Here is a 21216-nt window from a genome sequence, read left to right as displayed (position 1 = left end):
CGACTGACCCGCCACGCACGCCCGCCGCCGCCCGCCTTGCTGAACTTCCTGCTCCGCCGCCTGGCCACGTTGCTGCCGACCTTGATCGGCGTGACGCTGGTCGCCTTCGGCCTGATCCGGCAGGTGCCGGGCGATCCGATCGCGATCATGATGGGCGAGCGCGCGCTCGACGACGCCACGCACGCGCGGCTGATGCACGAGCTCGGCCTGGACCAGCCGCTGTGGCGCCAGTACGCGGACTACGTCGGCGGCCTGCTGCACGGCGATCTGGGGCGCTCGCTGGTGTCGCACGAGCCGGTGTCGCACGAGTTCCTCGCGCTGTTCCCGGCGACGGCGGAGCTGGCGCTCTTCGCGCTGCTGCTGGCGATCGTGCTCGGCATGGCGTTGGGCACGGGCGCGGCGCTGCGGCGCGGCTCGTTGCTGGACCAGGGCGTGATGGGCGTGGCGACGGTGGGCTACTCGATGCCGGTGTTCTGGTGGGGGCTGATCCTCATCATGTTCTTCTCGGTGGGCCTGGGCTGGACGCCGGTGTCGGGCCGCATCGCGGTCGAGTACGACGTCCAGCGCGTCACCGGCTTCATGCTGATCGACGCGGCGCTGCACGACGAGGCCGGCGCGTGGCGCTCGGCGCTGCGGCACCTGCTGCTGCCGGCGCTGGTGCTGGGCACCAGCACGACGGCGGTGATCGCGCGCATGACGCGCTCCAGCCTGCTGGAGGTGCTGCGCGAGGACTACATGCGCAGCGCCCGCGCGCGCGGCCTGTCGCCGGCGCGGGTGGTGCTGGTGCACGGCCTGCGCAACGCGCTGATCCCGGTGATCACGGTCATCGGACTGAAGGTCGGCAGCCTGCTGGCCGGCGCGGTGCTGACCGAGACCATCTTCAGCTGGCCCGGCATCGGCAAGTGGCTGATCGACGCGATCGCGCGGCGCGACTATCCGGTGGTCCAGGCGGGGATCCTGATCTCGGCCTGCACCTTCATCGCGGTCAACCTGCTGGTGGACCTGCTGTACGGCGTGGTGAACCCGCGCATTCGCAAGCAGGGATGAGACGTCCATGAGCGCCCTCCCCTCCACACCTTCGACCACGCCGACGATCGCGCCACCTGGCCCGCTCGCCGAGTTCTGGCGCGGCTTCTCCGCCAACCGCGGCGCGCTGGTCGCGCTGATCGTCTTCACGCTGCTGGCGCTGGCCGCGCTGCTGGCGCCCTGGATATCGCCGCACGATCCGGTGCGGCAGTACCGCGAGCACATGCTGACGCCGCCGATCTGGATGGACGGCGGACAGACCCGATTCCTGCTCGGCACCGACGAGCTCGGCCGCGACCTGCTGTCGCGCCTGCTGCACGGCGCGCGGGTGTCGCTGGGCATCGGCCTGGCGTCGGTGGTGCTGTCGCTGATCCCCGGCGTGTTGCTGGGCCTGCTGGCGGCCTTCCATCAACGGCTGCTCGCACCCGTCGTCATGCGCGTGATGGACGTGATGCTGGCGCTGCCCGGCCTGCTGCTGGCGATCTGCGTGATCACGGTCCTCGGCCCGGGCCTGACGAACACGGTGATCGCGATCGCCGTCGGCAGCCTGCCGGAGTACGTCCGGCTCACGCGCGCCGCGGCGATGGCCGAACTCTGCAAGGACTACGTCACCGCCAGCCGCGTGGCCGGCGCGTCGACCTGGCGGCTGATGTTCTCGGCGGTGCTGCCGAACTGCCTGGCGCCGCTGATCGTCAACGCGTCGCTGAGCTTCTCGGCGGCGATCCTCGAGGCGGCCGGCCTCGGTTTCCTCGGACTGGGCGTGCAGGCGCCGACGGCGGAGTGGGGGACGATGCTCTCGTCGGCCCGGGACTACATCGTCCGCGCGCCGTGGGTGGTGACGCTGCCGGGCCTGGCGATCCTGCTGTCGGTCTTGAGCGTCAACCTGATGGGCGACGGGCTGCGCGACGCGCTCGATCCGCGCCTGAAGAGGGTCTCGTGATGCTGGAGATCCGCGACCTGCGCGTGCGCTTCGGCGCGTTCCCGGCGGTGGACGGCGTCGATCTCGACGTCGCGCCGGGCGAGGTGCTGGGCATCGTCGGCGAGTCCGGCTCCGGCAAGTCCGTGAGCATGATGGCGCTGATGGGCCTGATCGATCCGCCCGGACAGGTGAGCGCGACGGCGCTGCGCTTCCAGGGTCGGGACTTGCTGGGCATGAGCGCCTCGCAGCGGCGCCGGCTGATCGGCAAGGACATCGCGATGGTGTTCCAGGATGCGCTGGCCAGCCTCAACCCGAGCTACACCGTCGGCCACCAGCTGGAGGAAGTGCTGCGCGCCCACCTCGGCCTGCGCGGCGCCGCGGCGCGCCAGCGCGCGACGGAACTGCTGGAGCAGGTCGAGATCCCCGACGCCGCCAGCCGGCTGAAGGCCTATCCGCACGAGCTGTCCGGCGGCATGAACCAGCGCGTGATGATCGCGCTGGCGATCGCGTGTTCCCCGAAGCTGCTGATCGCCGACGAGCCGACGACGGCGCTCGACGTGACGATCCAGGCGCAGATCATGGACCTGCTGCTGCGCCTGCAGCGCGAGCAGGGCATGGCGCTGGTGATGATCACGCACGACCTGGCCGTGGTGGCGGAGATGGCGCAGCGCGTCGCCGTCATGTACGCGGGCCAGATAGTGGAGACGGGCCCCTTGCCCGAGGTCTTCGAGGCGCCGAAGCATCCGTACACGGCCGCGCTGATGGAGGCGATCCCGGAGCACAACCGCGGCGCACGGCGGCTTCAGGCGCTGCCGGGCATCGTGCCGGGCGCGCTGGACCGGCCGACGGGGTGCCTGTTCTCGCCGCGCTGCGCGCGCGTGCAGCCGCACTGCCGCGAAGCGCGTCCGGACGTCGTCGAAGGCGTGCGCTGCTTCTATCCGTTGATCGAGGAGTCCGTCGCATGACCGCCGTGCCAGACAAGTCTGTCGCCGCGGGCGCAAGCGCCAGCGCGGCGCCGCTCCTGGTGGCGCGCGACCTCGCCCGGCACTACCGCGTGAGCCGCGGCTGGTTCGCACCGAAGGCGACGGTGCGGGCGCTGGACGGCGTCAGCTTCTCGCTCGCTCCCGGCAAGACGCTGGCGGTCGTCGGCGAATCGGGCTGCGGCAAGTCCACGCTGGCGCGGGCGCTGACGCTGATCGAGACGCCGACCTCCGGCGATCTGCGCATCCACGGCCGAGACGCCGCGGACGCCTCAGCGCGCAAGGCCTTGCGACGCGACGTGCAGATGGTGTTCCAGAACCCGTATGCGGCGTTGAATCCGCGCAAGACGATCGCGTCGACGCTGGCGGAGCCGCTGGTCATCAACACGCCGCTGAGCCACGCCGAGCGGAGGGAGCGCATCGAGGCGCTGGCCGCGAAGGTGGGCCTGCGCCAGGAGCACCTGCAGCGTTACCCGCACATGTTCTCGGGCGGTCAACGCCAGCGCATCGCGATCGCGCGGGCGATGGTGATGCAGCCGGGCATCGTCGTCGCGGACGAGCCGACGTCGGCGTTGGACCTCTCGATCCAGGCGCAGATCCTGAATCTCTTCATGGACCTGCAGGAGGAGTTCGGGACCGGCTACGTGTTCATCTCGCACAACCTCGCGGTGGTGGAGCATGTGGCCGACGAGGTGATGGTGATGTACCTGGGCCGCGTGGTGGAGCACGGCGACAAGCGCCGCCTCTTCGCCAAGCCGCTGCATCCGTACACGCAGGCGCTGATCAGCGCCACGCCGGCGCTGCGCCCGGCCGACCGCCGCCAGCGCATCCGCATCCACGGCGAGCTGCCCAGCCCGCTGAAGCCGCCGACGGGATGCGCGTTCCATCAACGCTGCCCGATGGCCGTCGCGCGCTGCGCGGAGGTGCGGCCGGAGTTGCGTGACATTGATGGGCGGCTAGTGGCTTGTGATGTGATCTGACGCTCAACGCAGCCTCAGCAACCGAAAAGTTCCGCGTGCGTGCCTGCTCGGACAAAGACGATCTCATTGCCTCGCACGTGATAGATCAGCAGAAAGTCTCCGCCGATATGGCACTCCCGGTGATCCCGCATCTGCCCTGACAGGGCGTGATCCTTGTACTCGGGCGGCAATGGCCCCTCGTTGGCAACCAGCAAAAGCATGGTTTCCTTCAAGCGTCGCATGTCATAGCGGCCCGAATGCGACAGCCGCTCCCAGTCCCGCAGGAACTTGGCGGCGTAGTCCGTGATGAAGGGCGGCTCAGCGCGCTTTTCGCGGGCGGACCTTTTTTTCAAGATCATCGATCAGTTCCTTCCCGGAACCGAATCGGGCGCGCGTGATCGCACGGGCTTCCTCCATTGCCGCGCGGGTTTCCGCATTCGGCACCTTCACCTCGAACGGAAGTCCGTTGTGCAGCACGACCTGCGTCAGAAAGAGACGGATGGCATCGCTGAGAGTCAGGCCGCATTGAGCCAGAACCTCCGCAGCGGAGTCCTTGAGCTCAGGTTCGACGCGGGATCGCAATTCGGTAGATTTGATGGCTAGGTTCATAAGGTTCCCCTGCGCAAACGTAGCTACATTGTCGCTACAAGTGTGGAATATACGACTCTTGGTTCCGGAGGACCAGGGGAAGCTGCGGATGATGATGTGCGCAGCCATTGAATCGCGCTTCTAGCCGTCATCCATGAATTGATGCTTTCGTAGTTTTGAGTGATGAAGTGGGAACTTGGCGACACCGCAATCGCCTGCATAACCCAGTGTTATGGTCCAACCCGCCCATTTCAGTTGTGACCTGGGAAGCGGCGTTTCGACAATGCGCGGCTTGCCCTCCTCCCGATGCGCTCAGTCCTTCCCCTCTCGCTGGCTCTGCTCCTGTCCGCCGTGCTTCCCGTCGCTCATGCGGCCGGCGCCGCTGCGGTCAAGCCGCTCGTGTACTGCACCGACGCCAGCCCCGAGGGCTTCGACCCGGGGTTATGGGATTCGGCCAGCACGAACAACGTCAACAACCAGATGTTCCAGGGCCTGGTGCGCTTCGAGCGCGGCGGGACCGCGCTGCAGCCGGCCCTCGCGACGAGCTGGACCATCAGCCCCGACGCCCGCGAGTTCACCTTCACGCTGCGCGAGAACGTCCGCTTCCACACCCGCCCCTGGTTCACGCCGACCCGCACGCTCAACGCCGATGACGTGCTCTTCACCTTCGGCCGCTTCCTCGACCGCGAGCACCCGTTCAACAAGGCCTTCCCCGCCAACTTCATCTATCCGCAGAACCTCGGCCTGGCCAAGGCGATCGCCAAGATGGAGAAGCTCGACGACCGCACCGTCCGCTTCACGCTGACCCAGCCCAACGTCACCTTCGTCACCTGGTTCGCGATGGCCTTCGCCGGCATCCAGTCGGCGGAGTACGGCCAGCAGCTGCTGCGCGAGGGCAGGGCCCCGCAGATCAACCGCCTGCCCATCGGCACCGGCCCGTACCGCTTCCGCAGCTATGCCAAGGACGACGTCGTCCGCATGGAAAGCAACCCCGACTACTGGGGCGAGCCGCAGAAGACGCAGAAGCTGATCTTCACCATCAGCCGCGAGGCGCCGGTGCGCGTGCAGAAGCTGCTCGCCGGCGAGTGCCAGATCACCTCGCCGCTGCGCGACATCGACGTCGCCGCGATCGACCGCCATCCCGAGCGCATCAAGCTGGAGAAGATCCAGGCGCTCAACATCTCCTACCTGTCCTTCAACCTGCGCAAGCCGCCGACCGACAACCGCCTCGTGCGCGAGGCGCTGGACATCTCGGTCGACCGCGATGCGATCTTCCGCGCGCTGTTCCCGCGCGGCGACGCGATGCAGGCGGTGAATCCCTTCCCGCCCGCGATCCCCGGCTACAACAGGGCGATCAAGAACGAATACAACCCCGAGCGCGCCAAGGCGCTGCTCAAGCAGGCGGGCTTCCCGAACGGACTGGATCTGGACCTGTGGGCGCTGCCGGTCACCCGCCCGACGAACCCGAACGGCCAGCTGATGGCGCAGCTCATCCAGCAGGACTGGGCCCGCATCGGCGTGCGTGCGCAGATCCGCACCTACGAGTGGGGCGAGTACCTCAAGCGCGCCAACGCCGGCGAGCACACGGTCTACATGAGCGGCTGGTCCGGCGAAAGCGGCGACGCCGACGACTTCCTGACGCCCAACCTCAGCTGCGCGACCAACAAGTCGGGCGTGAAGTTCTGCAACCAGGAGTTCGAGCGCCTCATCGAGGCGGCACGCGCCACCGCCGATCAGGGCAAGCGCATCACCCTCTACGAGAAGGCCCAGGAGATCTTCAAGCGGGAACGCCCGTGGATCACGATGGCACACTCGACGGTGTACATCCCCACCAGCAAGGATTTGCGCGGCTTCAAGATGCAGCCGAACGGGGGTGTCATGTTCGAGAACGTCTACCGCGAGTGACCATGCGTCTTCGTCACATTGAAGTCTTCCACGCGATCATGCAGGCCGGCACGATCAGCGGCGCGGCGCAGCTGCTCCACATCTCCCAGCCCGCCGTGACCAAGGTGCTGCAGCACTGCGAACTGCAGCTCGGCATGCCGCTGTTCGACCGCGTGCGCGGCAAGCTCTATCCGACGCCGGAAGCGCAGCGCCTGTTCGTCGAGATCGACAAGCTCAACCGCGACCTGGTCGCGATCCGGCGCCTGGCCGCCAACCTGCGCAGCGGCGAGTCCGAATCCCTGCGCCTGATGGCGACGCCGACGCTGGGCGCGTCGGTGATCCCCGCGGCGATGACGCACTGGGCGCAGGCCTTCCCGCGCAGCCGCTGCCAGCTCAGCACCAACCACACGCGCGAGATCGTCTCCGCGCTGCTGCTCGGCGAGGCCGACCTCGCCCTCAGCCTGCAGGACCCGCGCCACCCCGGCATCAAGGCCGAGGTGCTGGCCAGCGGCACCATGATGGCGCTGTGCCCGATGCACAGCCCCGAGGCGCAAGGCACCGGTCCGTTGCCGCTGGAGGAGATCCAGTCCGAGCTGATCGCGATGGCCGAGGACGATCCGCTCGGCCACATGCTGCACAACGCCAGCGAGGCCGAAGGCCGCCACCTGGACAGCCGCATCACCGTCCAGACCTACCAGCTCGCCCGTGCGCTGGTGGAGGCCGGTGTCGGCATGACCGCGGTCGACCCCTTCACCGCCGCCTCGGCCGACCGCACCCGCGTGAAGGTCCGGCCGCTGGCGCCCGCCATGAGCATCCAGCTGTACCTGCTGACCTCCGCCAGCGCGCCGCTGGCACAGGCGGCGCGCCGGCTGGTCACCTACCTGCGCGACGCCGCCCGCGCCAACCTCGAGAGCCTGGAGTGACGCGCTCCGGCGTCTGATCATCCGGCTCCCTTCGGCTTCACCTTGCCTCGCCATGACTCCGGACGCCTCCGTCGCCAACGCCCCGCCCCCGCCCATCCCCTGCGAGGAGATCGCCTCGCACGCGGAGTTCCGCTCGCTGCTGACGATCCCCGGCATCGCGGTGGACCTGCGCTACGCGACGCCCGACAACTTCGTCGGCCGTGCCGTCTACGGCGGATTGGACTGCGCCTACCTGCGCCGCGAATCGGCGGACGCCGTCGCGGAGGCCGCGGCCTACCTGGGCCGCCACTGCCCCGGGGTGACGCTGGTGGTGCTGGACGCCCTGCGCCCGCAACGCGTGCAGGAAGCACTCTGGGCGGAACTCGAAGGCACGCCGCTGACCAAGTACCTGGCGCATCCGGCGCGGCGCTCCATCCATTCGTTCGGGATGGCGGTCGATGTCACGCTGCTGGACGCCGACGGCCGCGAGCTCGACATGGGCACCGGCTTCGACGAGATGACGCCGGCCTCGCACCCCGAGTTCGAAGCCGAACAGCTGGCCGCCGGCGGCCTGACCGCCGATCAGCTCCGCCACCGCGGCTGGCTGCGCGCGGCGATGCGCCATGCCGGCTTCCAGACCATCAGCACCGAGTGGTGGCACTTCGACTTCGGCGACCGCGAGCGCGTCCGCCGCGAGCTGCCGCTGGTGATCTGACGATCACCCGCCGTCGCCTCGCCGCCCGATCCGTCCAGCCGCCCGGCCGCTCCCACGCGCCTGCCCTCCGGAGATCCCATGACCGCTTCCCGTCGCCAGATCCTCACCGGTGCCGCCACCGCCGCCGTCACCGCGCTAGGCGCATTGCCTGCGGCGCAGGCCGCCGCGCCCGCCCGCGATGCCCGCGCGGGGACACCCCCTGACCCGCTGCGCGCGCGCCGGCTGAAGGCCGGCGACACGATCGGCCTCGTCAGCCCGGCCAACGCCACCTACGAGCGCGAGCCGCTCGAGATCGCCGTCGAAACGCTGGAGGCGCTCGGCTTCAAGGTCAAGCTCGGCGCCAACGTACGCGGACGCTACGGCCAGTTCGGCGGCACCGACGTCCAGCGCGCGGCGGACATCAACGACTTCTTCGCCGACGACGAGGTCGCGGGGATCCTCGCGCTGACCGGCGGCTCGGGCTGCAACCGCATCGTCGACAAGCTGAACTACGCGCTGATCCGCCGCAAGCCGAAGTTCTTCGGCGGCTTCTCGGACCTGACCAGCCTGGTCAATGCGATCCACCGGCAGACGGGACTGATCACCTTCCACTGCCCGGTCGCCGGCTCGGAGTGGAACGAGTTCTCGCTCCAGCATTTCCGCGCCGTCGCGATGGACGCGCAGGCCGACCTGCTGCAGAACCCGCAGGGCGAGCGCGGCGCCCACCTCGTCCAGCGCGAAGACCGCATCAGCACGCTGCGCCCGGGCGTCGCGCGCGGGCCGCTGGTCGGCGGCAACCTGGCGGTGCTGAGCTCGCTGGCGGGCTCGCCGTTCTTCCCGGACACGCGCGGCGCGATCCTGTTCCTGGAGGAGATCAACGAATACATCTATCGCGTCGACCGCATGCTGTCGACGCTGCGCCTGTGCGGCGCGCTCGACCAGCTGGCCGGCGTCGTGCTGGGCAAGTTCACGCAGTGCGGACCGGGCGACGGCAACTTCGGTACGCTCACGCTGGACGAGGTCTTCGACGACTACTTCCTGCCGCTGAACGTGCCCGTCTACCGCGGCGCCATGATCGGCCACATCAAGCGCAAGTTCACCGTGCCGGTGGGCCAGCCCGCCGAGATGGACGCGCGCGCCGGCACGCTGCGGCTGTTGTCGCCAGCGGTGCTCTGAGGATCGCCGCGACGACCGGGGAGGTCGTCGCCATCTCTGGCGCCCCCGGGGAACCGCCCGGCCCCTCCGACAGCCGCAGCGGCTAGCATCGCGCGCTGAGGGAGTTCCGAACAATGATCATCGATCGAGACCCGCGCACGACGCGGGCAGGCGGCCGCATGGCCGCAGTCGCCCTGGCGGCGACCATGGCCGTGGCCGTCGCCGCCCCCTTGGCGCTGCTGCCCGCCGACATTTCCGCCGCGCCGCTGCCGGCGCTGGCCGACACGCCGGCCTGGGTGAGCCCCGTCGCGCCGGACCCGACACGGACGGTCAAGAACGCCGTCCAGGGCATGGACTACCTGCTGGCGGATTCGCAGACCCGCGTCGCGCCGGATGGCACGCGACAGAACTTCCGCCACTTCGCGATGCGGGTGCGCACGACCAAGGGGCTGGACCACGCAGGTCAGGTGGACATCGAATGGGATCCGACCTACCAGCGCCTGCAGCTGCATCAGATCCGCGTGCTGCGCGACGGCCGCTGGTTGCCGTGGCGCGATCGCGTGTCCGCCCGCACGCTGGACCGGGAGCCCGAGGCGGAGCAGCGCATCTACGACGGCCGCAAGACCCTGCTGCTGCAGCTCGACGACATCCGTGTGGGCGACGTGCTTGAGTACGCCTACACCGTCAACGGCTGGAACCCGGTCTACGCAGGCAAGCAGTTCGGCGGCTTCTCGCTGGACTACGGCAGTCCTGTCGCCCGCATCCACAACCGGCTGGTGTGGCCGACCGGACGTGACGTCGTGGTTCGTGCCTCGCCGGGCACACCCGAGCCGCGTCGCAGCGTCGGCGGCGGTCAGCAGGAACTGGTCTGGGACGCCACCGACGTGCCCGCCGTGCAACGCGAGGACCACACGCCGTCCTGGTTCGACCCGTGGAGCGAGGTGCGCTGGACCGAATTCCGGGACTGGGGCGATGTGGCCCGATGGGGCGCGCCGCTGTACCAGCCGCCGGCCAAGCTGTCACCGGCGCTGCGGGCGGAGGTCGATCGCATCGCCGGCGCGTATGCCGCGCCGGCCGAGCGCGCCGCGGCCGCGTTGCGCCTGGCGCAGGAGCAGGTGCGCTACCTGTCCATCTCGATGGGCACGGGCTCGCACGCACCGCGCGCACCGGACCGCGTCTTCGCGCAACGCTTCGGCGACTGCAAGGACAAGTCGCTGCTGACCGTCTCCCTGATGCGCGCCCTCGGCCTGCAGGCCAACGTCGCCCTCGTCCACACCGAGATGCGCGAGAAGCTGGCCGACGCGCTGCCTTCCGCCGGCGTCTTCGACCACGCGATCGTGCAGGCGGTGGTCGACGGCAAGACCTATTGGCTGGACCCGACGCAGCCGCCGCAGCGCGCGCCGCTGGATCGGATCGCTCCGGCCGACTTCGGCCAGGCGCTGGTGCTGTCGCCGCAGACGACCGGCCTGACCCGGATGGAGACCGGCGACGCGGCGATCTTCCGGCGCCGGATCGCGGTGGTCTTCGACCTCGCCAAAGGCCCTGGCCATCGCGCCGGTTTCGAGGTCACGACCCGCTACGAGGGTCTGGCCGCGGAGCGCATGCGAAACGGCAGCTTCTCGGAGAACCTGCCGGAGTACGCCTCCAAGGCGTTGAAGTACTACGCCAACTACACGCGCCTGGCAGGCATCAAGCCCCTCGCGCCGCTGGCATGGCAGGACGACGAACAGGCCAACGTCGTGACCACCCACGAGCGCTACGACATCGACGATCCCTGGGAGCGCGACAAGCACGGCGCGCCGTCCAAGGCCGGGCTGCCGTCGCCGGAGATGGTGGACCTGCTGCGCAAGCCGGAGATCGCGCTGCGCAAGCAGCCGCTGAGCTTCGGCCGGGGCGAGGAACTGATCATGCGGGTCGAAGAACGCGTGCCCGCTTCCTGGACGCCGATGGAGAAGGACAGCGACGTCCGGACCTTCCAGGCGCAGGCGTTCTCCTATCTGCGCGAGTTCAGGATGGAAGGCCACAGCGTCCACCTGACGCAGACCTTCCGCAGCAAGTCCGACCATGTGCCGGTCGACCAGCTGGCGGCCCACGCCAAGACCCTGGACCAGGCCGCCGACTGGATCGGCCATGACCTCTCGTGGGACCTGCAGGATCGCTCGCGGTCCGGCGGGTCAGGCAGCCTGGGCAAGGGCATCCTCGCCCTGGTCGGCATGCTGGCGTTGTGGATCGGTGCTTACCACGGCTCGAACTGGCTGAGCCGCCGGCGGCTGGACGCGTCGCTGGCGCGGAACGCGGCGGCGAACAGCGCTTCGCCCCATGCGCCGGCGCACCGATCGCCGGAGACGCCATCGACCTGAAGGGTGTCGGATGCCCAGCCCGCGGGTTCGACTCAATGCGTCCTTCCGCTGCGACCAGTTCCTCCCATGCTTCCCATCCCCCACTCCCCCGCGTCCCACTCCTGGCTGGGCGATGCCTGGAGTCCCGGCGCCGCCGGCGGGGCTGCCTGCGTGATCACGCCCGAGATGGCGGTGCGCGAGGCCGCCTACTGGTCAGGCTGCTGGGATGCGCTCCACTGGGCATCGACGACGCTTCATCCTCTTTACGGCGGGCCGTTCCGGGCGGGACTTGGCGGCTGGGGGGACAGGCTCCACATCCAGGCCGCGCAGCTGGGCGAACGCGCTCAGCGAGGCGACCTCACCGCCTTCCAGCAACAGATCGAACAGTTCAAGCGTATCCAGTCCGCCAATTCGGAATGGCTGTCGAACTCGACCTCGAACGCTCCCCTCGAGGTGCAGAACGCCAGCGCCGAGTTCCTGCTCAATCGGAATCAGTTCTTCAAGCGCTACGACGCAGGCGCGTTCGATCATCTGGCGCAGGCGCCACAAGCGGATCGGGATCGTTTCAACAACCTCATCGACGCGTTGGAGACCTGCACCCACCCCAAGGCCGGCGTTCAATACCTGAGTCAGTTGGAGACCTTCGCCCGGAAGATCTCCCCGACACCGTCGCGACGCTTCTAGCCGGGCGCGCGAGTCGCCCGGCGTTGACGCCCCCTCAGTGCCGCGCCACCCAGTCCACCAGCGCGTCGATCGCGGGACGCGCCTTCGAGGCCTGATCGTCATTGACGATCGCCACGACGATCCAGGTCTTGCCGGTGGAGTCCGGCACGAAACCGGCCAGCGCCACGACGTCGCGCAGCGTGCCGGTCTTCATCCGCGCGCGGCCTTCGGCGGCCGTGCCCTTGAAGCGTCGGGACAGGGTGCCGTCGACGCCGGCCACCGGCAGCGTGGCCAGCAGCTCCGGGCCGTGCGCGCCGCGCGCCGAGGCCTGCAGCATCGCCGCCATCTGCGCGGCCGAGGCGCGCTCGCTGCGCGACAGGCCGGAACCGTTCTCCAGCGCCAGACCGGCCGTGGCGATCTTTTGCGCGGCGAACCACTCGCGCACCACGCGCGCGGCGGCCTCGCGGGTGTCCTCGCCCGGCTGGGCCGCCGACGCACCGAGCCGCAGGAACAGCATCCGCGCCAGCGCGTTGTCGGAGGCCTTCATGATCGGACGGAGCAGCTCGGCCAGCGGGCGGTCGCGGTGCTGGGCCAGCAAGCGGGCGCCTTCGGGCGTCGTGCCCTCGCGGATGTCGCCGGACAGCGTGCCGCCCAGCGAGCCCCACAACTGCCGCAGCGCCTGGGCCGTTTCCCATTGGCGGTCCAGCACGTTCAGCGACTGCAAGACCTGGCACCCGCGCGGGAACTCGCCCGCCAGCACCAGCCGGCCGCCGCCTTCGGGCAAGGCCTCGAAGCGGGACGGCTTCCAGTCGTCGTCCCAGTCCTTGCAGGGCTTGTCGTTCAGCCGGACCGCGCTCGTGTCGATCGCCAGGCCGCCGAACTGCGGGAACGGCCGCACCGTCAGGCTGCGGTCGTCGGACCAGAAGTCGTACTGCAACAGGCTGCCGTTGAGGTGCAGCGCGTCCGGGATCACGTTGTAGGGGAACTCGGCCTGCTCGTCGAAACGCGGCGCGCCGACGTCCGGTCGCGCCGGGTTGAACAGGCCGCGGTCGACGACGATGCCGCCCGCCAGTTCGCGCACACCGTGGCGCTCGCGCACTTCGCGCAGCATCGCCCACAGCGCGGGCCAGTCGAGGTCCGCATCGCCGCCGCCCTTGAGCACGAGCGGTCCTTCAAGGCGGCCGTCGCGGACCTCGCCCGCGGCCAGCAGCTGGGTCTGTCCCCGACTGTTGGGACCGAGCCGGTCCAGCGCCACGACCGCGGTGATCGTCTTCATCGTCGAGGCCGGCGCCATCGGCCGGTCCGCGTTCAGCCGCAGCCCGGTACCGGGCGCGTCCAGCGGATAGGCCACCACCGCCAGCGACGAGGCCGGCACGCCGGCCTGCCGCAGCGCGGTCTCGACCGGTGCCGGCGCGGTATCGACGAGGGTGGCGCAGCCGCTCGTGGCCAGCGCGGCGACCAGAACCAGAACGGTGGGCAGGAGGGCGGGGAAGGCTCGCATGAGCAGCGACTGTATATTCCCGGCCCCGCTGCATTCCCGCAGGTTATACGCGCGAGACAAGCATTCATCGGGACGGAAACAACAAATGGGTGACGTTCCTATGACGGTGAAAACCGCTCGTGCTTGAAGATCGTTCACAGCTCGCAACACAGCAACACCCCAGGGTCGCCCTCGCATCGGACGCCCCGTCGTTGGAGGCGTTCCCAGGACGCCGGACCGGTTAACAAGGAGAAGGTCGTGAAACTGAATCAACTCGCCCGCTGCCTCGTCGTGGTGGGACTGGGCGCCCACGCGGCGGCCTGGTCGCAGGAAGTCCAGAAGATCGAGCGGGTGGAGATCACCGGCTCGAGCATCAAGCGCATCCAGGACGAGGGCGCGCTGCCCGTGCAGACCATCTCGCGCCGCGACCTGGACCGCCAGGGCATCGTGTCGGCCGAGCAGCTGATCGCCACCCTCTCCTCCAACGGCAACGGCCTGGACAACCTGGCCTCCAACGCGGACGTGGTCTCGGGCCAGTCCCGGGGCAACAACGGTGCGACCTCCGCCAACCTGCGCCTGCAGGGCGCCAACGCGACGCTGATCCTGCTGAACGGCCGCCGCATCGCGGCGCACGGCCTGAACGGCGGCGTCGTCGACCTGAACCAGATCCCGATGGCCGCGATCGAGCGCGTCGAGGTGCTGAAGGACGGCGCCTCGTCGACCTACGGCACCGACGCCGTCGGCGGCGTCATCAACTTCATCCTGCGCAAGGACTACACCGGCCTGACCGTCAGCGGCTTCACCGACGTGACGCAGCACGGCGGCGGCAACATCTACCGCGGCTCGGTGACCGGCGGCGTCGGCAACCTGGACAAGGACGGCTTCAACGTCATGGCCGTGCTGTCCATGACGGACAACAAGCGCCTGGACGGCTCGCAGCGCGACTTCGTCAACAGCTTCCAGCCGGAACGCGGCCTGTCCCCGGACACGCGCGGCACGCCGTTCGCGACGGTCTTCTTCTCGCCCACGATCACGCCGCCGGTCTACAACGGCGCGACGCTGACCAGCGCCAACATCCTGGACCTGCCGGGCGGCGCGGGCTGCGCCTCGCAGCCGGGCATGGCGCCTTACGCCGAGAAGCTGTGGAACTCCGCCGCCGCGTCGCCGGCCAACCAGTTCGGTTGCGCCTGGGACTCGGGCAAGGCCGCGGTGATCCAGCAGCCGGTGAAGAACACCAACCTGGTGACGCGCGGCATGCTCAAGCTGGGCGAGCACACGCTGACCGGCGAAGTGCTGCTGGGCAAGTCGGAGTCGCAGAAGATCTTCTCGGCCAACCAGATCAGCAGCGGCAGCGCCACGGCGACCATCACCCTGCCCAACGGCACCGCGGTGCCCAGCCCGTTCCGCAGCCTGGCCTATCCCTCCAGCGGCGCCAGCTACCAGACCGTGTGGAACGCGCTGGTCGGCGCCTTCCCGTCGCTGGCCTCGCAGGCCGGCAAGCCGCTGGCCTTCCGCTGGCGCTGCATGGAATGCGGCTCGCGTGAGTTCGAGACCACCACCGACACCGGCCGCTACCTGCTGAGCATGGACGGCCCGCTGCCCTTCCTCAAGGACTGGGACTACAAGGTCGGCGCGTCGCAGGCCTTCAGCAAGAGCAACTCGGTCCTGGGCTCCGGCTACCAGAACTGGGTCGGCCTGGCCAACCTGATCAACACGGGCGTGCTCAATCCCTTCCTGCTGGCCGGCCAGTCGCAGACACCGGCCGCGCTGGCGGCGCTGGACGCGATCTCGGCCGAAGGCACCAAGCTCTACGGCGGCAAGTACACGACCGACGAGTACGACGCGACCGCGTCCGGCCCGCTGTTCAAGCTGCCGGCCGGCGACGTGATGGGCGCGGTGGGCGTGGACTACCGGATCGAGAAGTACCGCTTCGACGGCAACCAGACGGTCAACACCAACGACATCAACACCTGGATCTTCAACGCGCCGTTCGACAACGTGAACGCGCTGAGCGGCGTGAAGCGCAAGGTGGGCGCGATCTTCGGCGAGACCATCATCCCGATCGTCAAGAACCTGGACCTGAACCTCTCGGTGCGCTACGACAAGTACACCGGCTTCGGCAGCACGACCAACCCCAAGGCCTCGATCCGCTACGCGCCTATCGACAGCCTGGTGTTCCGCGCCTCGTACAGCACCGGCTTCCGCGTGCCGACCTTCAACCAGCTGTTCAACGGTGTGACCGAATCGCCGTACACCGGCGCCGGCGTGCCGGATCCGGCGACCTGCCCGACCAACGTGGTCAGCAATGCGCCGGGCTGCCAGGCGGTCACCTTCAGCACCCTCTTCGGCGGTCGTCCCGACCTGAAGCCGGAAGAGTCGAAGATGTCCAACATCGGCTTCGTGTGGCAGCCGGTGAAGGACTTCAGCGCCTCGGTCGACCTGTGGGACATCCGTCGTGACGGCCAGATCCAGAGCCTGACGCTGACGCAGATCCTGAACAACTACCAGCTGTTCCCGCAGGCCTTCTTCCGCGACGCCAACGGCGTGCTGCAGACGGTGGACACCCGTTGGGTGAACACCGGCGAGACGCAGACGCGCGGGCTGGAGCTGTCGATGCGCGGCAGCACGCCGATGAACGGCGGCCGCCTGAGCGCGGGCCTGGACGGCACCTACCTGCTGAAGAAGCGGTCCAAGCTGCTGGACAACGTGGCCTTCGGCCCGAGCGAGATCGGCCAGTTCACGCGGTCGAGCGAGCTGGGCATCCGCTGGAAGCACAGCGCCTACATCACCTACACGTATGGCGATTGGGCCTGGTCGCTGCGCCAGCAGTACAGCACGGGCTACTACGGCTATGTCCCGCCGGGCGTGGCCAACGGCAACGCGTCGGCACCTGCCTTCGATCCGTGGGTCAAGCCGTACTACCTGCACCACGCCAGCGTGGCCTACAGCGGCATCAAGAACCTGACGGTCACCGTGGGTGTGAAGAACATCTTCGACCAGGACCCGCCGTTCGCGAACAGCTACGACACGAACACCGGGTCGGGCAGCTCGTGGGAGCCGCGTGTGGCCGACCCGCGCGGACGCTCGTTCACGCTGGGTCTGGACTACAAGTTCTTCTGACCAGGCACCGCCTGCCGCTTCGCGCGGCGGGCCCGCAGACACCAAGCCCGCCGGGAGACCGGCGGGTTTTTTTACGCCTTGTCGCCCAGAACGTGCGGAGTCAGTGGGAACACTCGCCCCATGCCCTGTTCCCGTATCGCGTGCAACAGGCGCAGGACGGGCCCGGTGGGGCGAGTGATTCCCTGCTCATACCGTCGCAGCAGGCGTGCCGTTGTGTTGAGCATGTTGGCGAAGGTGTAGATGCTCAGATCCTCCGCCTCCCGGATGGCTCGGACTTCCTCCGGCGTCAGCGGCGCAGGGGGCGGCATGCCGCACCATGCCAGACGTGTCATTCGTTCGTCGCTCACCCACCCGCGAGCGTGCATGGCTCGTCCAGTTTTCACCATTCGGTCAATCGATTCGCACTTGCGCTTGCGCATCACAGATCACCTCCTTCAAGAATCCTGATTCGACGGCATTCGCCAATTGATCGGCGCCCATCTCCTTCAGGAGAGCGTTCGTTTGCTTGCAGCTGTCGAGCCTCCAAGCTTCGATGTTGGCGAGAACGTTCTTCGCGTAACCCTCGATGAAGAACCACGGAGCGTCTTGTCGATGGGCCACGATCACGCGATACCCATCGCGTTTTCCGGCCCCGGATCGTGCGATCCGTTTCTTGATGAGTCCACTACCGAGATTTGCATCGATCAGCCCGCGTTCCATTTCCGCCACGGCGCGACACAGGTCCGCGTCTGCGCAGGTCCTGTTTGCGCATCCACCGTTGAAAGCCTTCGACCAGATAGACGACATTCGCCACATCGACCTCTTCGCACTGTTGCGAGAGGGCTGAGTGACAGGTCATGCCCAGGACTGATTCGTCCTGAAGGCGGCCCCCCGTTGGGGGAGGCGCAGCGCTCAGGCCCTGAGCGTTCTCTCGCCCGGATCCAAGGTTACCGCGACGCCGATCGGCAGCGGGACGTTGGGCGTCGTGTGGCCGCTCGGCCAGCCGGCGAGGACGGGGATGCCGAGATCGCCGAAGTAGTCGGCGAGCACCTCGTAGGGCGAGTCGGCGTCGGTGAAACTGCCGAGCAGCACGCCGGCGATGTCGTCGAGCGCGCCGCCCAGGCGCAGCTGGCACAGCAGGCGATCGATCTTGTAGGGGTCCTCGCCGATGTCCTCGAGGAAGAGGACCGCGCCGCGCAGGTCCGGCATGAACGGTGTGCCCATCAGCGCGACGAGCACCGCCAGGTTGCCGCCGCTCAGCACGCCGCGCACCGGTGTCGAGCCGCGATTCAGCGGATGCGGCGCGAGCGCCGCTCCGAGTGAGTCACCCATGCGCAAGCCGCGACGCAGTCGCTCGGCCAGCGCGACGGCATCGGCCCAGCCGGCATCGCTCTTGTGCCAGTCCGAAGCCGGCATCGGTGCATGCCACCCCGCCATGCCGAGCTGTTGGCGCAGCGCATGCAGCGCCGTCAGGTCGCTGTAGCCGATCAGCGGCTTGCTCGATCGGCGCAGCAGCGCGCGGTCGATGCGGTCGAGCAGACGCAGGCAGCCGTAGCCGCCGCGCAGGCCGATCACCGCATCGACTTGAGGATCCTCCAGCGCCTCGTGCAGATCGGCGAGGCGACGGCCATCGTCCGCCGCGAGGTGACCGAGGAACGCCGGTCCGTGGCAGCCCGGGAACAGCTTCGCGCGAAAGCCCAGCCGCTCGATCAGCGGCACCACGAGCTCGAGCGTGCCGTCCCTCGGCGGGCCGGCGGGCGCGATCACGCCGAGGCAGGCGCGCTCGGGCAGCGGAGGCAGCAGGAAGGTGTCGTCAGCCATGGATCAGGACTCCAGCCACGCTGCCATCCGCGCGTCGATTGCGGCGCCGAGTGCCGGGATGCGCCAGGTCGTGGAACAGTCGGGGTGCGGCGCATAGCGCGAGCCGAGGTTGCTCAGCAGCGCGATGAGGTAATGCCGGCGTCGGGGCAGGATGCCGCGCACGATGCCCGCATCGGACGTGTAGTTCTCCGTGTTGCCGGTCTTGTGCGCGAACCAGACTTCGCCGCCGGTCGCGAAACGGCGCAGGTCGCCGGGCAGGGACACCTCGCCCGCATGCAGCCCGCCGTCCGGCATGAGCCAGCGCCCCGGCAGGCGCGCCGGCAACCCCGGCACCCAGCCGGGCACGCCGCCGAGCGCGCCGCTCGACAGCACCTGATGCAGCGCCTGATCCTGCAAGGCATGCATCGCCTGGTTGCGGCTCTCGGGCGACAGCCGCGGCGCATCGTCGCGCAGCCACGGCGCACGCGGGGCCACCGGGTCCAGCCACCACAGCAGCCGCACCGTGTCCCACGCGGTCATCTGGATCTGGCCGACGCCCGATCCCGATCCGTTGCCCCAGCCGCCCTCCGCCGTCGTGTTGGCGAAGCGCAGCGTCGTCAGCCCGAGCGAGGCGAACAGCGTGTGCAGCTCGTTGCGCACTTCGCGCCCACCGTCGCGACGGATCGCACCGGCGGCATGCATCAGCGTCACCAGCGCCGAGGTCGCCTCGTTGCTGCTCCACGTGACCATGTCGTAGGCCCAGTCGGACACCGCGCGTTCACGTCCGGCGTAAGTCAGCGGCTGCCACCAGCCGGCCCGTCCTTGATCGACCAGCCGACCCACGCCCGCCAGCAGCATCAGCTTCAGCAGCGACGCCGGGTACGGCGCCACCACGCGGCCACCGCCTTTGCCCGCCTCGTCCGCCTTGCTCGCCTCGCCGGCCAGCGGCGTCCAGTCCATCGCGGACCAGTCCGACGTCGGCCGCCACGCGATCGAGTTGCCCTCGGCATCGCGTTGATCGGCCAGGTAGCGGATGTTGCGCACAGGGCCTGCATCCGCCGCGATGTCGGCGACGAGACCCTCGGGATGCTCACGCGAGAACAGCACGTTGGCCGCGACCGGCGCACCCTTCTCCGGGAACGCGACGACGGCGAGATCGATGCTCGGGAAATGCCGGATCGGCCGGCCCTCGTCCTGCGGATCGCGGGTGGCGCCGAAGTCCTGCGCGAGCACCGCGGTCCGCAGCGCCTCGGCGAGCGAGGCCGCTTCCAGCGCGACGGGCTTGGCGGCCGCCGTCATCGCTGGGCCTCAGGCGGCGCGGAGTTGCAGCCCGTCCAGCGCGATCGGGCTGGGCTTGCCGGAGACGAGGTCGGCCACGATGCGGGCCGAGCCGAACGAGAAGGTGAATCCAAGGGCGCCATGGCCGACATTCAGCCACAGTCCGCGCAGCGGCGTCTCGCCGAGCATGGGCGCGCCGCTGGGCGTCGCCGGACGCAGGCCGGCCCAGGGCACGGCGCGGTCGTAGTCGGCCGCCTTCGGGAAAGTCTCGCGCACGTTGCGCTGCAGCGCGGCCAGACGCTTCGGATCGATGCTCGTGTCGTCGCCGACCAGGTCCACCATCGCCGCGACACGGAGCTGGTCGCCGATGCGGGCGTAGAGGGTCTTGCGCTCGAAGTCCGTCACGCTGACCGTCGGCGGGCGGTGCACGCCGTTGATCGGCGCGGACAGGCTGTAGCCCTTCAACGGGTACAGCGGCAGGCGCAGGTCGACGAGTTCGGCCAACGCCGCGCTCTGCAGGCCGGCGGCCAGCACGATGCCGTCCGCGACCAGATCGCCCTGGTCGGTCCTCAGCGCGACGACGCGGTCGCCTTCGACGACGAAGCCGGTGGCGTTGGCCTTCACCCGGCCTCGGAAATTGGGATGGCGCGCGAGCCGCTCGCCCAGTTGAACGCTGAGCGCGTGGCAGTCGGCCACCGCCTCGCCGGACGTGAAGATGCCGCCCGCCAGCCACTGCGCGCCGCCGTCGCCCAGCGACGGTTCGATCGCGAGGCACTCGTCGCGCGTCAGCGCCCGTTCCGGCCCGCCCGCAGCCGTGCGCGCGGCGACGCGGGCGAATTCCTCCGCCTTGCGATACACAACCAGCTTGCCCGGCGTGCGCAACGCGATGGCGTCCAGCGCGGCATGCCGCTGCAGTGCTCCGAAACACTGCTGGCTGAACGCGCCCAGCTCAAGCAGACGCTCGGTCGTGCGCTGGTTCACCGGCCCGCGGCAATGCGCCAGGAACGACGCCAGCCAGCGCCACTGCGCCGTCGTGCCATCCGGCTTGAAACGCAAGGGCCCATCCGGATCGAGCAGCCAACGCAGCGCCTTCAACGGCACGCCCGCATCCGCCAGCGGCGACACATAGCGGTAGCTGAGCTGCCCACCGTTCGCACGGCTGGCACCACTGGCAAGCGCGGCCTCACGCTCCACGAGCGTCACCCGATGCCCCGCCTCCGCCAGGGCCCAGGCGGTGGTGACGCCAACAACGCCCCCACCGATCACGACTAGCTGCTTCATCCCGGACGAATTCATTCTTGAATGGTCCGGGAGGTTACGGATTCGCGACACCCTCAGCCAATGAAAGCGGTGCCGCTACCCATAACCTTGTTGAATGCGCGCAAGGGGAGTGCCCGCCACCTTCTTGCTCCCTCTCCCGCTTGCGGGAGAGGGCAGGGGTGAGGGCCAG

Annotated in this window: 19 protein-coding genes; 11 read left to right on the top strand and 8 right to left on the bottom strand. The window is 69.2% G+C overall.

From position 1 onward, the window contains the following. The first annotated feature begins 36 nt into the window (after nt 1-36). Genes ACQZ13_RS01750 through ACQZ13_RS01735 form a run of 4 tightly spaced genes read left to right on the top strand, consistent with a single transcriptional unit; the run spans nt 37 to nt 3905 of the window. Entirely contained in the window at nt 37-1047 is a 1011-nt protein-coding gene (locus ACQZ13_RS01750; protein WP_431049578.1) for an ABC transporter permease subunit, read from the top strand. A 7-nt stretch (nt 1048-1054) separates the two neighbouring features. Then, nucleotides 1055-1966, top strand: a complete 912-nt coding sequence (locus ACQZ13_RS01745; RefSeq protein ID WP_431049577.1) for an ABC transporter permease subunit — start codon at nt 1055-1057, stop codon at nt 1964-1966. Further along, a complete protein-coding gene (locus ACQZ13_RS01740) occupies nt 1966-2910 on the top strand; it encodes an ABC transporter ATP-binding protein (protein ID WP_431049576.1) in 945 nt (314 codons plus the stop codon). The genes ACQZ13_RS01745 and ACQZ13_RS01740 overlap by 1 nt, the downstream gene beginning before the upstream one ends. Continuing rightward, nucleotides 2907-3905 carry a peptide ABC transporter ATP-binding protein gene (locus tag ACQZ13_RS01735; RefSeq protein ID WP_431049574.1) on the top strand — a complete coding sequence of 333 codons (999 nt, stop codon included), beginning with the start codon at nt 2907-2909 and terminating at the stop codon, nt 3903-3905. Before ACQZ13_RS01740 ends, ACQZ13_RS01735 begins: the two co-directional genes overlap by 4 nt. A gap of 14 nt (nt 3906-3919) precedes the next feature. Here ACQZ13_RS01735 and ACQZ13_RS01730 read toward each other — a convergent pair whose 3' ends face one another. Together ACQZ13_RS01730 and ACQZ13_RS01725 are read right to left on the bottom strand one after the other, a co-directional pair. Further along, complete coding sequence (locus tag ACQZ13_RS01730; RefSeq protein WP_431049573.1) at nt 3920-4243, bottom strand: type II toxin-antitoxin system YafQ family toxin; 324 nt, start codon at nt 4241-4243, stop codon at nt 3920-3922. Beyond that, on the bottom strand, nt 4203-4493 hold the full coding sequence (locus ACQZ13_RS01725) for a type II toxin-antitoxin system RelB/DinJ family antitoxin (protein WP_431049572.1): 291 nt from the start codon (nt 4491-4493) through the stop codon (nt 4203-4205). Before ACQZ13_RS01725 ends, ACQZ13_RS01730 begins: the two co-directional genes overlap by 41 nt. Before the next feature lie 330 nt (nt 4494-4823). On the opposite strand from ACQZ13_RS01725, the gene ACQZ13_RS01720 reads away from it, so the two are divergent. The 6 genes from ACQZ13_RS01720 (at nt 4824) to ACQZ13_RS01695 (ending at nt 12130) form a co-directional block, all read left to right on the top strand. After that, nucleotides 4824-6377, top strand: coding sequence for an ABC transporter substrate-binding protein (locus tag ACQZ13_RS01720; RefSeq protein ID WP_431049571.1), 1554 nt, complete (start codon nt 4824-4826; stop codon nt 6375-6377). 2 nt (nt 6378-6379) lie between these two features. Then, on the top strand, nt 6380-7279 hold the full coding sequence (locus ACQZ13_RS01715) for a LysR family transcriptional regulator (protein WP_067279572.1): 900 nt from the start codon (nt 6380-6382) through the stop codon (nt 7277-7279). Nucleotides 7280-7331: 52 nt separating this feature from the next. Further along, nucleotides 7332-7973, top strand: coding sequence for a M15 family metallopeptidase (locus ACQZ13_RS01710; RefSeq protein ID WP_431049570.1), 642 nt, complete (start codon nt 7332-7334; stop codon nt 7971-7973). 78 nt (nt 7974-8051) lie between these two features. Then, complete coding sequence (locus ACQZ13_RS01705; RefSeq protein ID WP_431049569.1) at nt 8052-9128, top strand: S66 peptidase family protein; 1077 nt, start codon at nt 8052-8054, stop codon at nt 9126-9128. Nucleotides 9129-9286: 158 nt separating this feature from the next. Beyond that, nucleotides 9287-11467 carry a DUF3857 domain-containing transglutaminase family protein gene (locus ACQZ13_RS01700; RefSeq protein ID WP_431049568.1) on the top strand — a complete coding sequence of 727 codons (2181 nt, stop codon included), beginning with the start codon at nt 9287-9289 and terminating at the stop codon, nt 11465-11467. A 150-nt stretch (nt 11468-11617) separates the two neighbouring features. Further along, a complete protein-coding gene (locus ACQZ13_RS01695; protein WP_431049567.1) occupies nt 11618-12130 on the top strand; it encodes a hypothetical protein in 513 nt (170 codons plus the stop codon). Nucleotides 12131-12164: 34 nt separating this feature from the next. Here the strand turns inward: ACQZ13_RS01695 and dacB are convergent, their stop codons facing one another. After that, nucleotides 12165-13610 (bottom strand): D-alanyl-D-alanine carboxypeptidase/D-alanyl-D-alanine endopeptidase, encoded by a 1446-nt coding sequence (gene dacB / locus ACQZ13_RS01690; protein ID WP_431049566.1) that lies wholly within the window; start codon nt 13608-13610, stop codon nt 12165-12167. A gap of 237 nt (nt 13611-13847) precedes the next feature. Between dacB and ACQZ13_RS01685 the strand changes: the two genes are divergently transcribed. Then, complete coding sequence (locus ACQZ13_RS01685; RefSeq protein WP_431049565.1) at nt 13848-16709, top strand: TonB-dependent receptor domain-containing protein; 2862 nt, start codon at nt 13848-13850, stop codon at nt 16707-16709. A 71-nt stretch (nt 16710-16780) separates the two neighbouring features. Here ACQZ13_RS01685 and ACQZ13_RS01680 read toward each other — a convergent pair whose 3' ends face one another. From ACQZ13_RS01680 to ACQZ13_RS01660, 5 genes are all read right to left on the bottom strand, one after another. Further along, a complete protein-coding gene (locus ACQZ13_RS01680; protein ID WP_431049564.1) occupies nt 16781-17128 on the bottom strand; it encodes a helix-turn-helix domain-containing protein in 348 nt (115 codons plus the stop codon). Further along, a complete protein-coding gene (locus ACQZ13_RS01675) occupies nt 17100-17504 on the bottom strand; it encodes a type II toxin-antitoxin system RelE/ParE family toxin (RefSeq protein ID WP_431049563.1) in 405 nt (134 codons plus the stop codon). The genes ACQZ13_RS01680 and ACQZ13_RS01675 overlap by 29 nt, the downstream gene beginning before the upstream one ends. Nucleotides 17505-17600: 96 nt before the next feature. Next, a complete protein-coding gene (locus ACQZ13_RS01670; RefSeq protein WP_431049562.1) occupies nt 17601-18509 on the bottom strand; it encodes a S66 peptidase family protein in 909 nt (302 codons plus the stop codon). 3 nt (nt 18510-18512) lie between these two features. Further along, a complete protein-coding gene (locus ACQZ13_RS01665) occupies nt 18513-19787 on the bottom strand; it encodes a serine hydrolase (RefSeq protein WP_431049561.1) in 1275 nt (424 codons plus the stop codon). 9 nt (nt 19788-19796) lie between these two features. Continuing rightward, nucleotides 19797-21098, bottom strand: a complete 1302-nt coding sequence (locus tag ACQZ13_RS01660) for a D-amino acid dehydrogenase (RefSeq protein WP_431049560.1) — start codon at nt 21096-21098, stop codon at nt 19797-19799. Nucleotides 21099-21216 lie beyond the last annotated feature (118 nt).

Origin of the sequence: Roseateles sp. L2-2 (assembly GCF_050613215.1) — a bacterium.
Taxonomy (GTDB): Bacteria; Pseudomonadota; Gammaproteobacteria; order Burkholderiales; family Burkholderiaceae_C; genus Roseateles; species Roseateles noduli.
The sequence above is the reverse complement of the archived record's forward strand: the minus strand, read 5'-3'. Positions and strand labels throughout refer to the sequence as shown.

Excerpts from the sequence above, each read along its gene's own strand:
- ACQZ13_RS01745 (WP_431049577.1), top strand. The coding sequence starts at position 1,055 with ATGAGCGCCCTCCCCTCCACACCTTCGACCACGCCGACGATCGCGCCA.
- ACQZ13_RS01740 (WP_431049576.1), top strand. The coding sequence starts at position 1,966 with ATGCTGGAGATCCGCGACCTGCGCGTGCGCTTCGGCGCGTTCCCGGCG.
- ACQZ13_RS01735 (WP_431049574.1), top strand. The coding sequence starts at position 2,907 with ATGACCGCCGTGCCAGACAAGTCTGTCGCCGCGGGCGCAAGCGCCAGC.
- ACQZ13_RS01730 (WP_431049573.1), bottom strand. The coding sequence starts at position 4,243 with ATGATCTTGAAAAAAAGGTCCGCCCGCGAAAAGCGCGCTGAGCCGCCC.
- ACQZ13_RS01725 (WP_431049572.1), bottom strand. The coding sequence starts at position 4,493 with ATGAACCTAGCCATCAAATCTACCGAATTGCGATCCCGCGTCGAACCT.
- ACQZ13_RS01715 (WP_067279572.1), top strand. The coding sequence starts at position 6,380 with ATGCGTCTTCGTCACATTGAAGTCTTCCACGCGATCATGCAGGCCGGC.
- ACQZ13_RS01710 (WP_431049570.1), top strand. The coding sequence starts at position 7,332 with ATGACTCCGGACGCCTCCGTCGCCAACGCCCCGCCCCCGCCCATCCCC.
- ACQZ13_RS01705 (WP_431049569.1), top strand. The coding sequence starts at position 8,052 with ATGACCGCTTCCCGTCGCCAGATCCTCACCGGTGCCGCCACCGCCGCC.
- ACQZ13_RS01700 (WP_431049568.1), top strand. The coding sequence starts at position 9,287 with ATGGCCGCAGTCGCCCTGGCGGCGACCATGGCCGTGGCCGTCGCCGCC.
- dacB (WP_431049566.1), bottom strand. The coding sequence starts at position 13,610 with ATGCGAGCCTTCCCCGCCCTCCTGCCCACCGTTCTGGTTCTGGTCGCC.
- ACQZ13_RS01680 (WP_431049564.1), bottom strand. The coding sequence starts at position 17,128 with ATGCGCAAGCGCAAGTGCGAATCGATTGACCGAATGGTGAAAACTGGA.
- ACQZ13_RS01675 (WP_431049563.1), bottom strand. The coding sequence starts at position 17,504 with ATGTGGCGAATGTCGTCTATCTGGTCGAAGGCTTTCAACGGTGGATGC.
- ACQZ13_RS01670 (WP_431049562.1), bottom strand. The coding sequence starts at position 18,509 with ATGGCTGACGACACCTTCCTGCTGCCTCCGCTGCCCGAGCGCGCCTGC.
- ACQZ13_RS01665 (WP_431049561.1), bottom strand. The coding sequence starts at position 19,787 with ATGACGGCGGCCGCCAAGCCCGTCGCGCTGGAAGCGGCCTCGCTCGCC.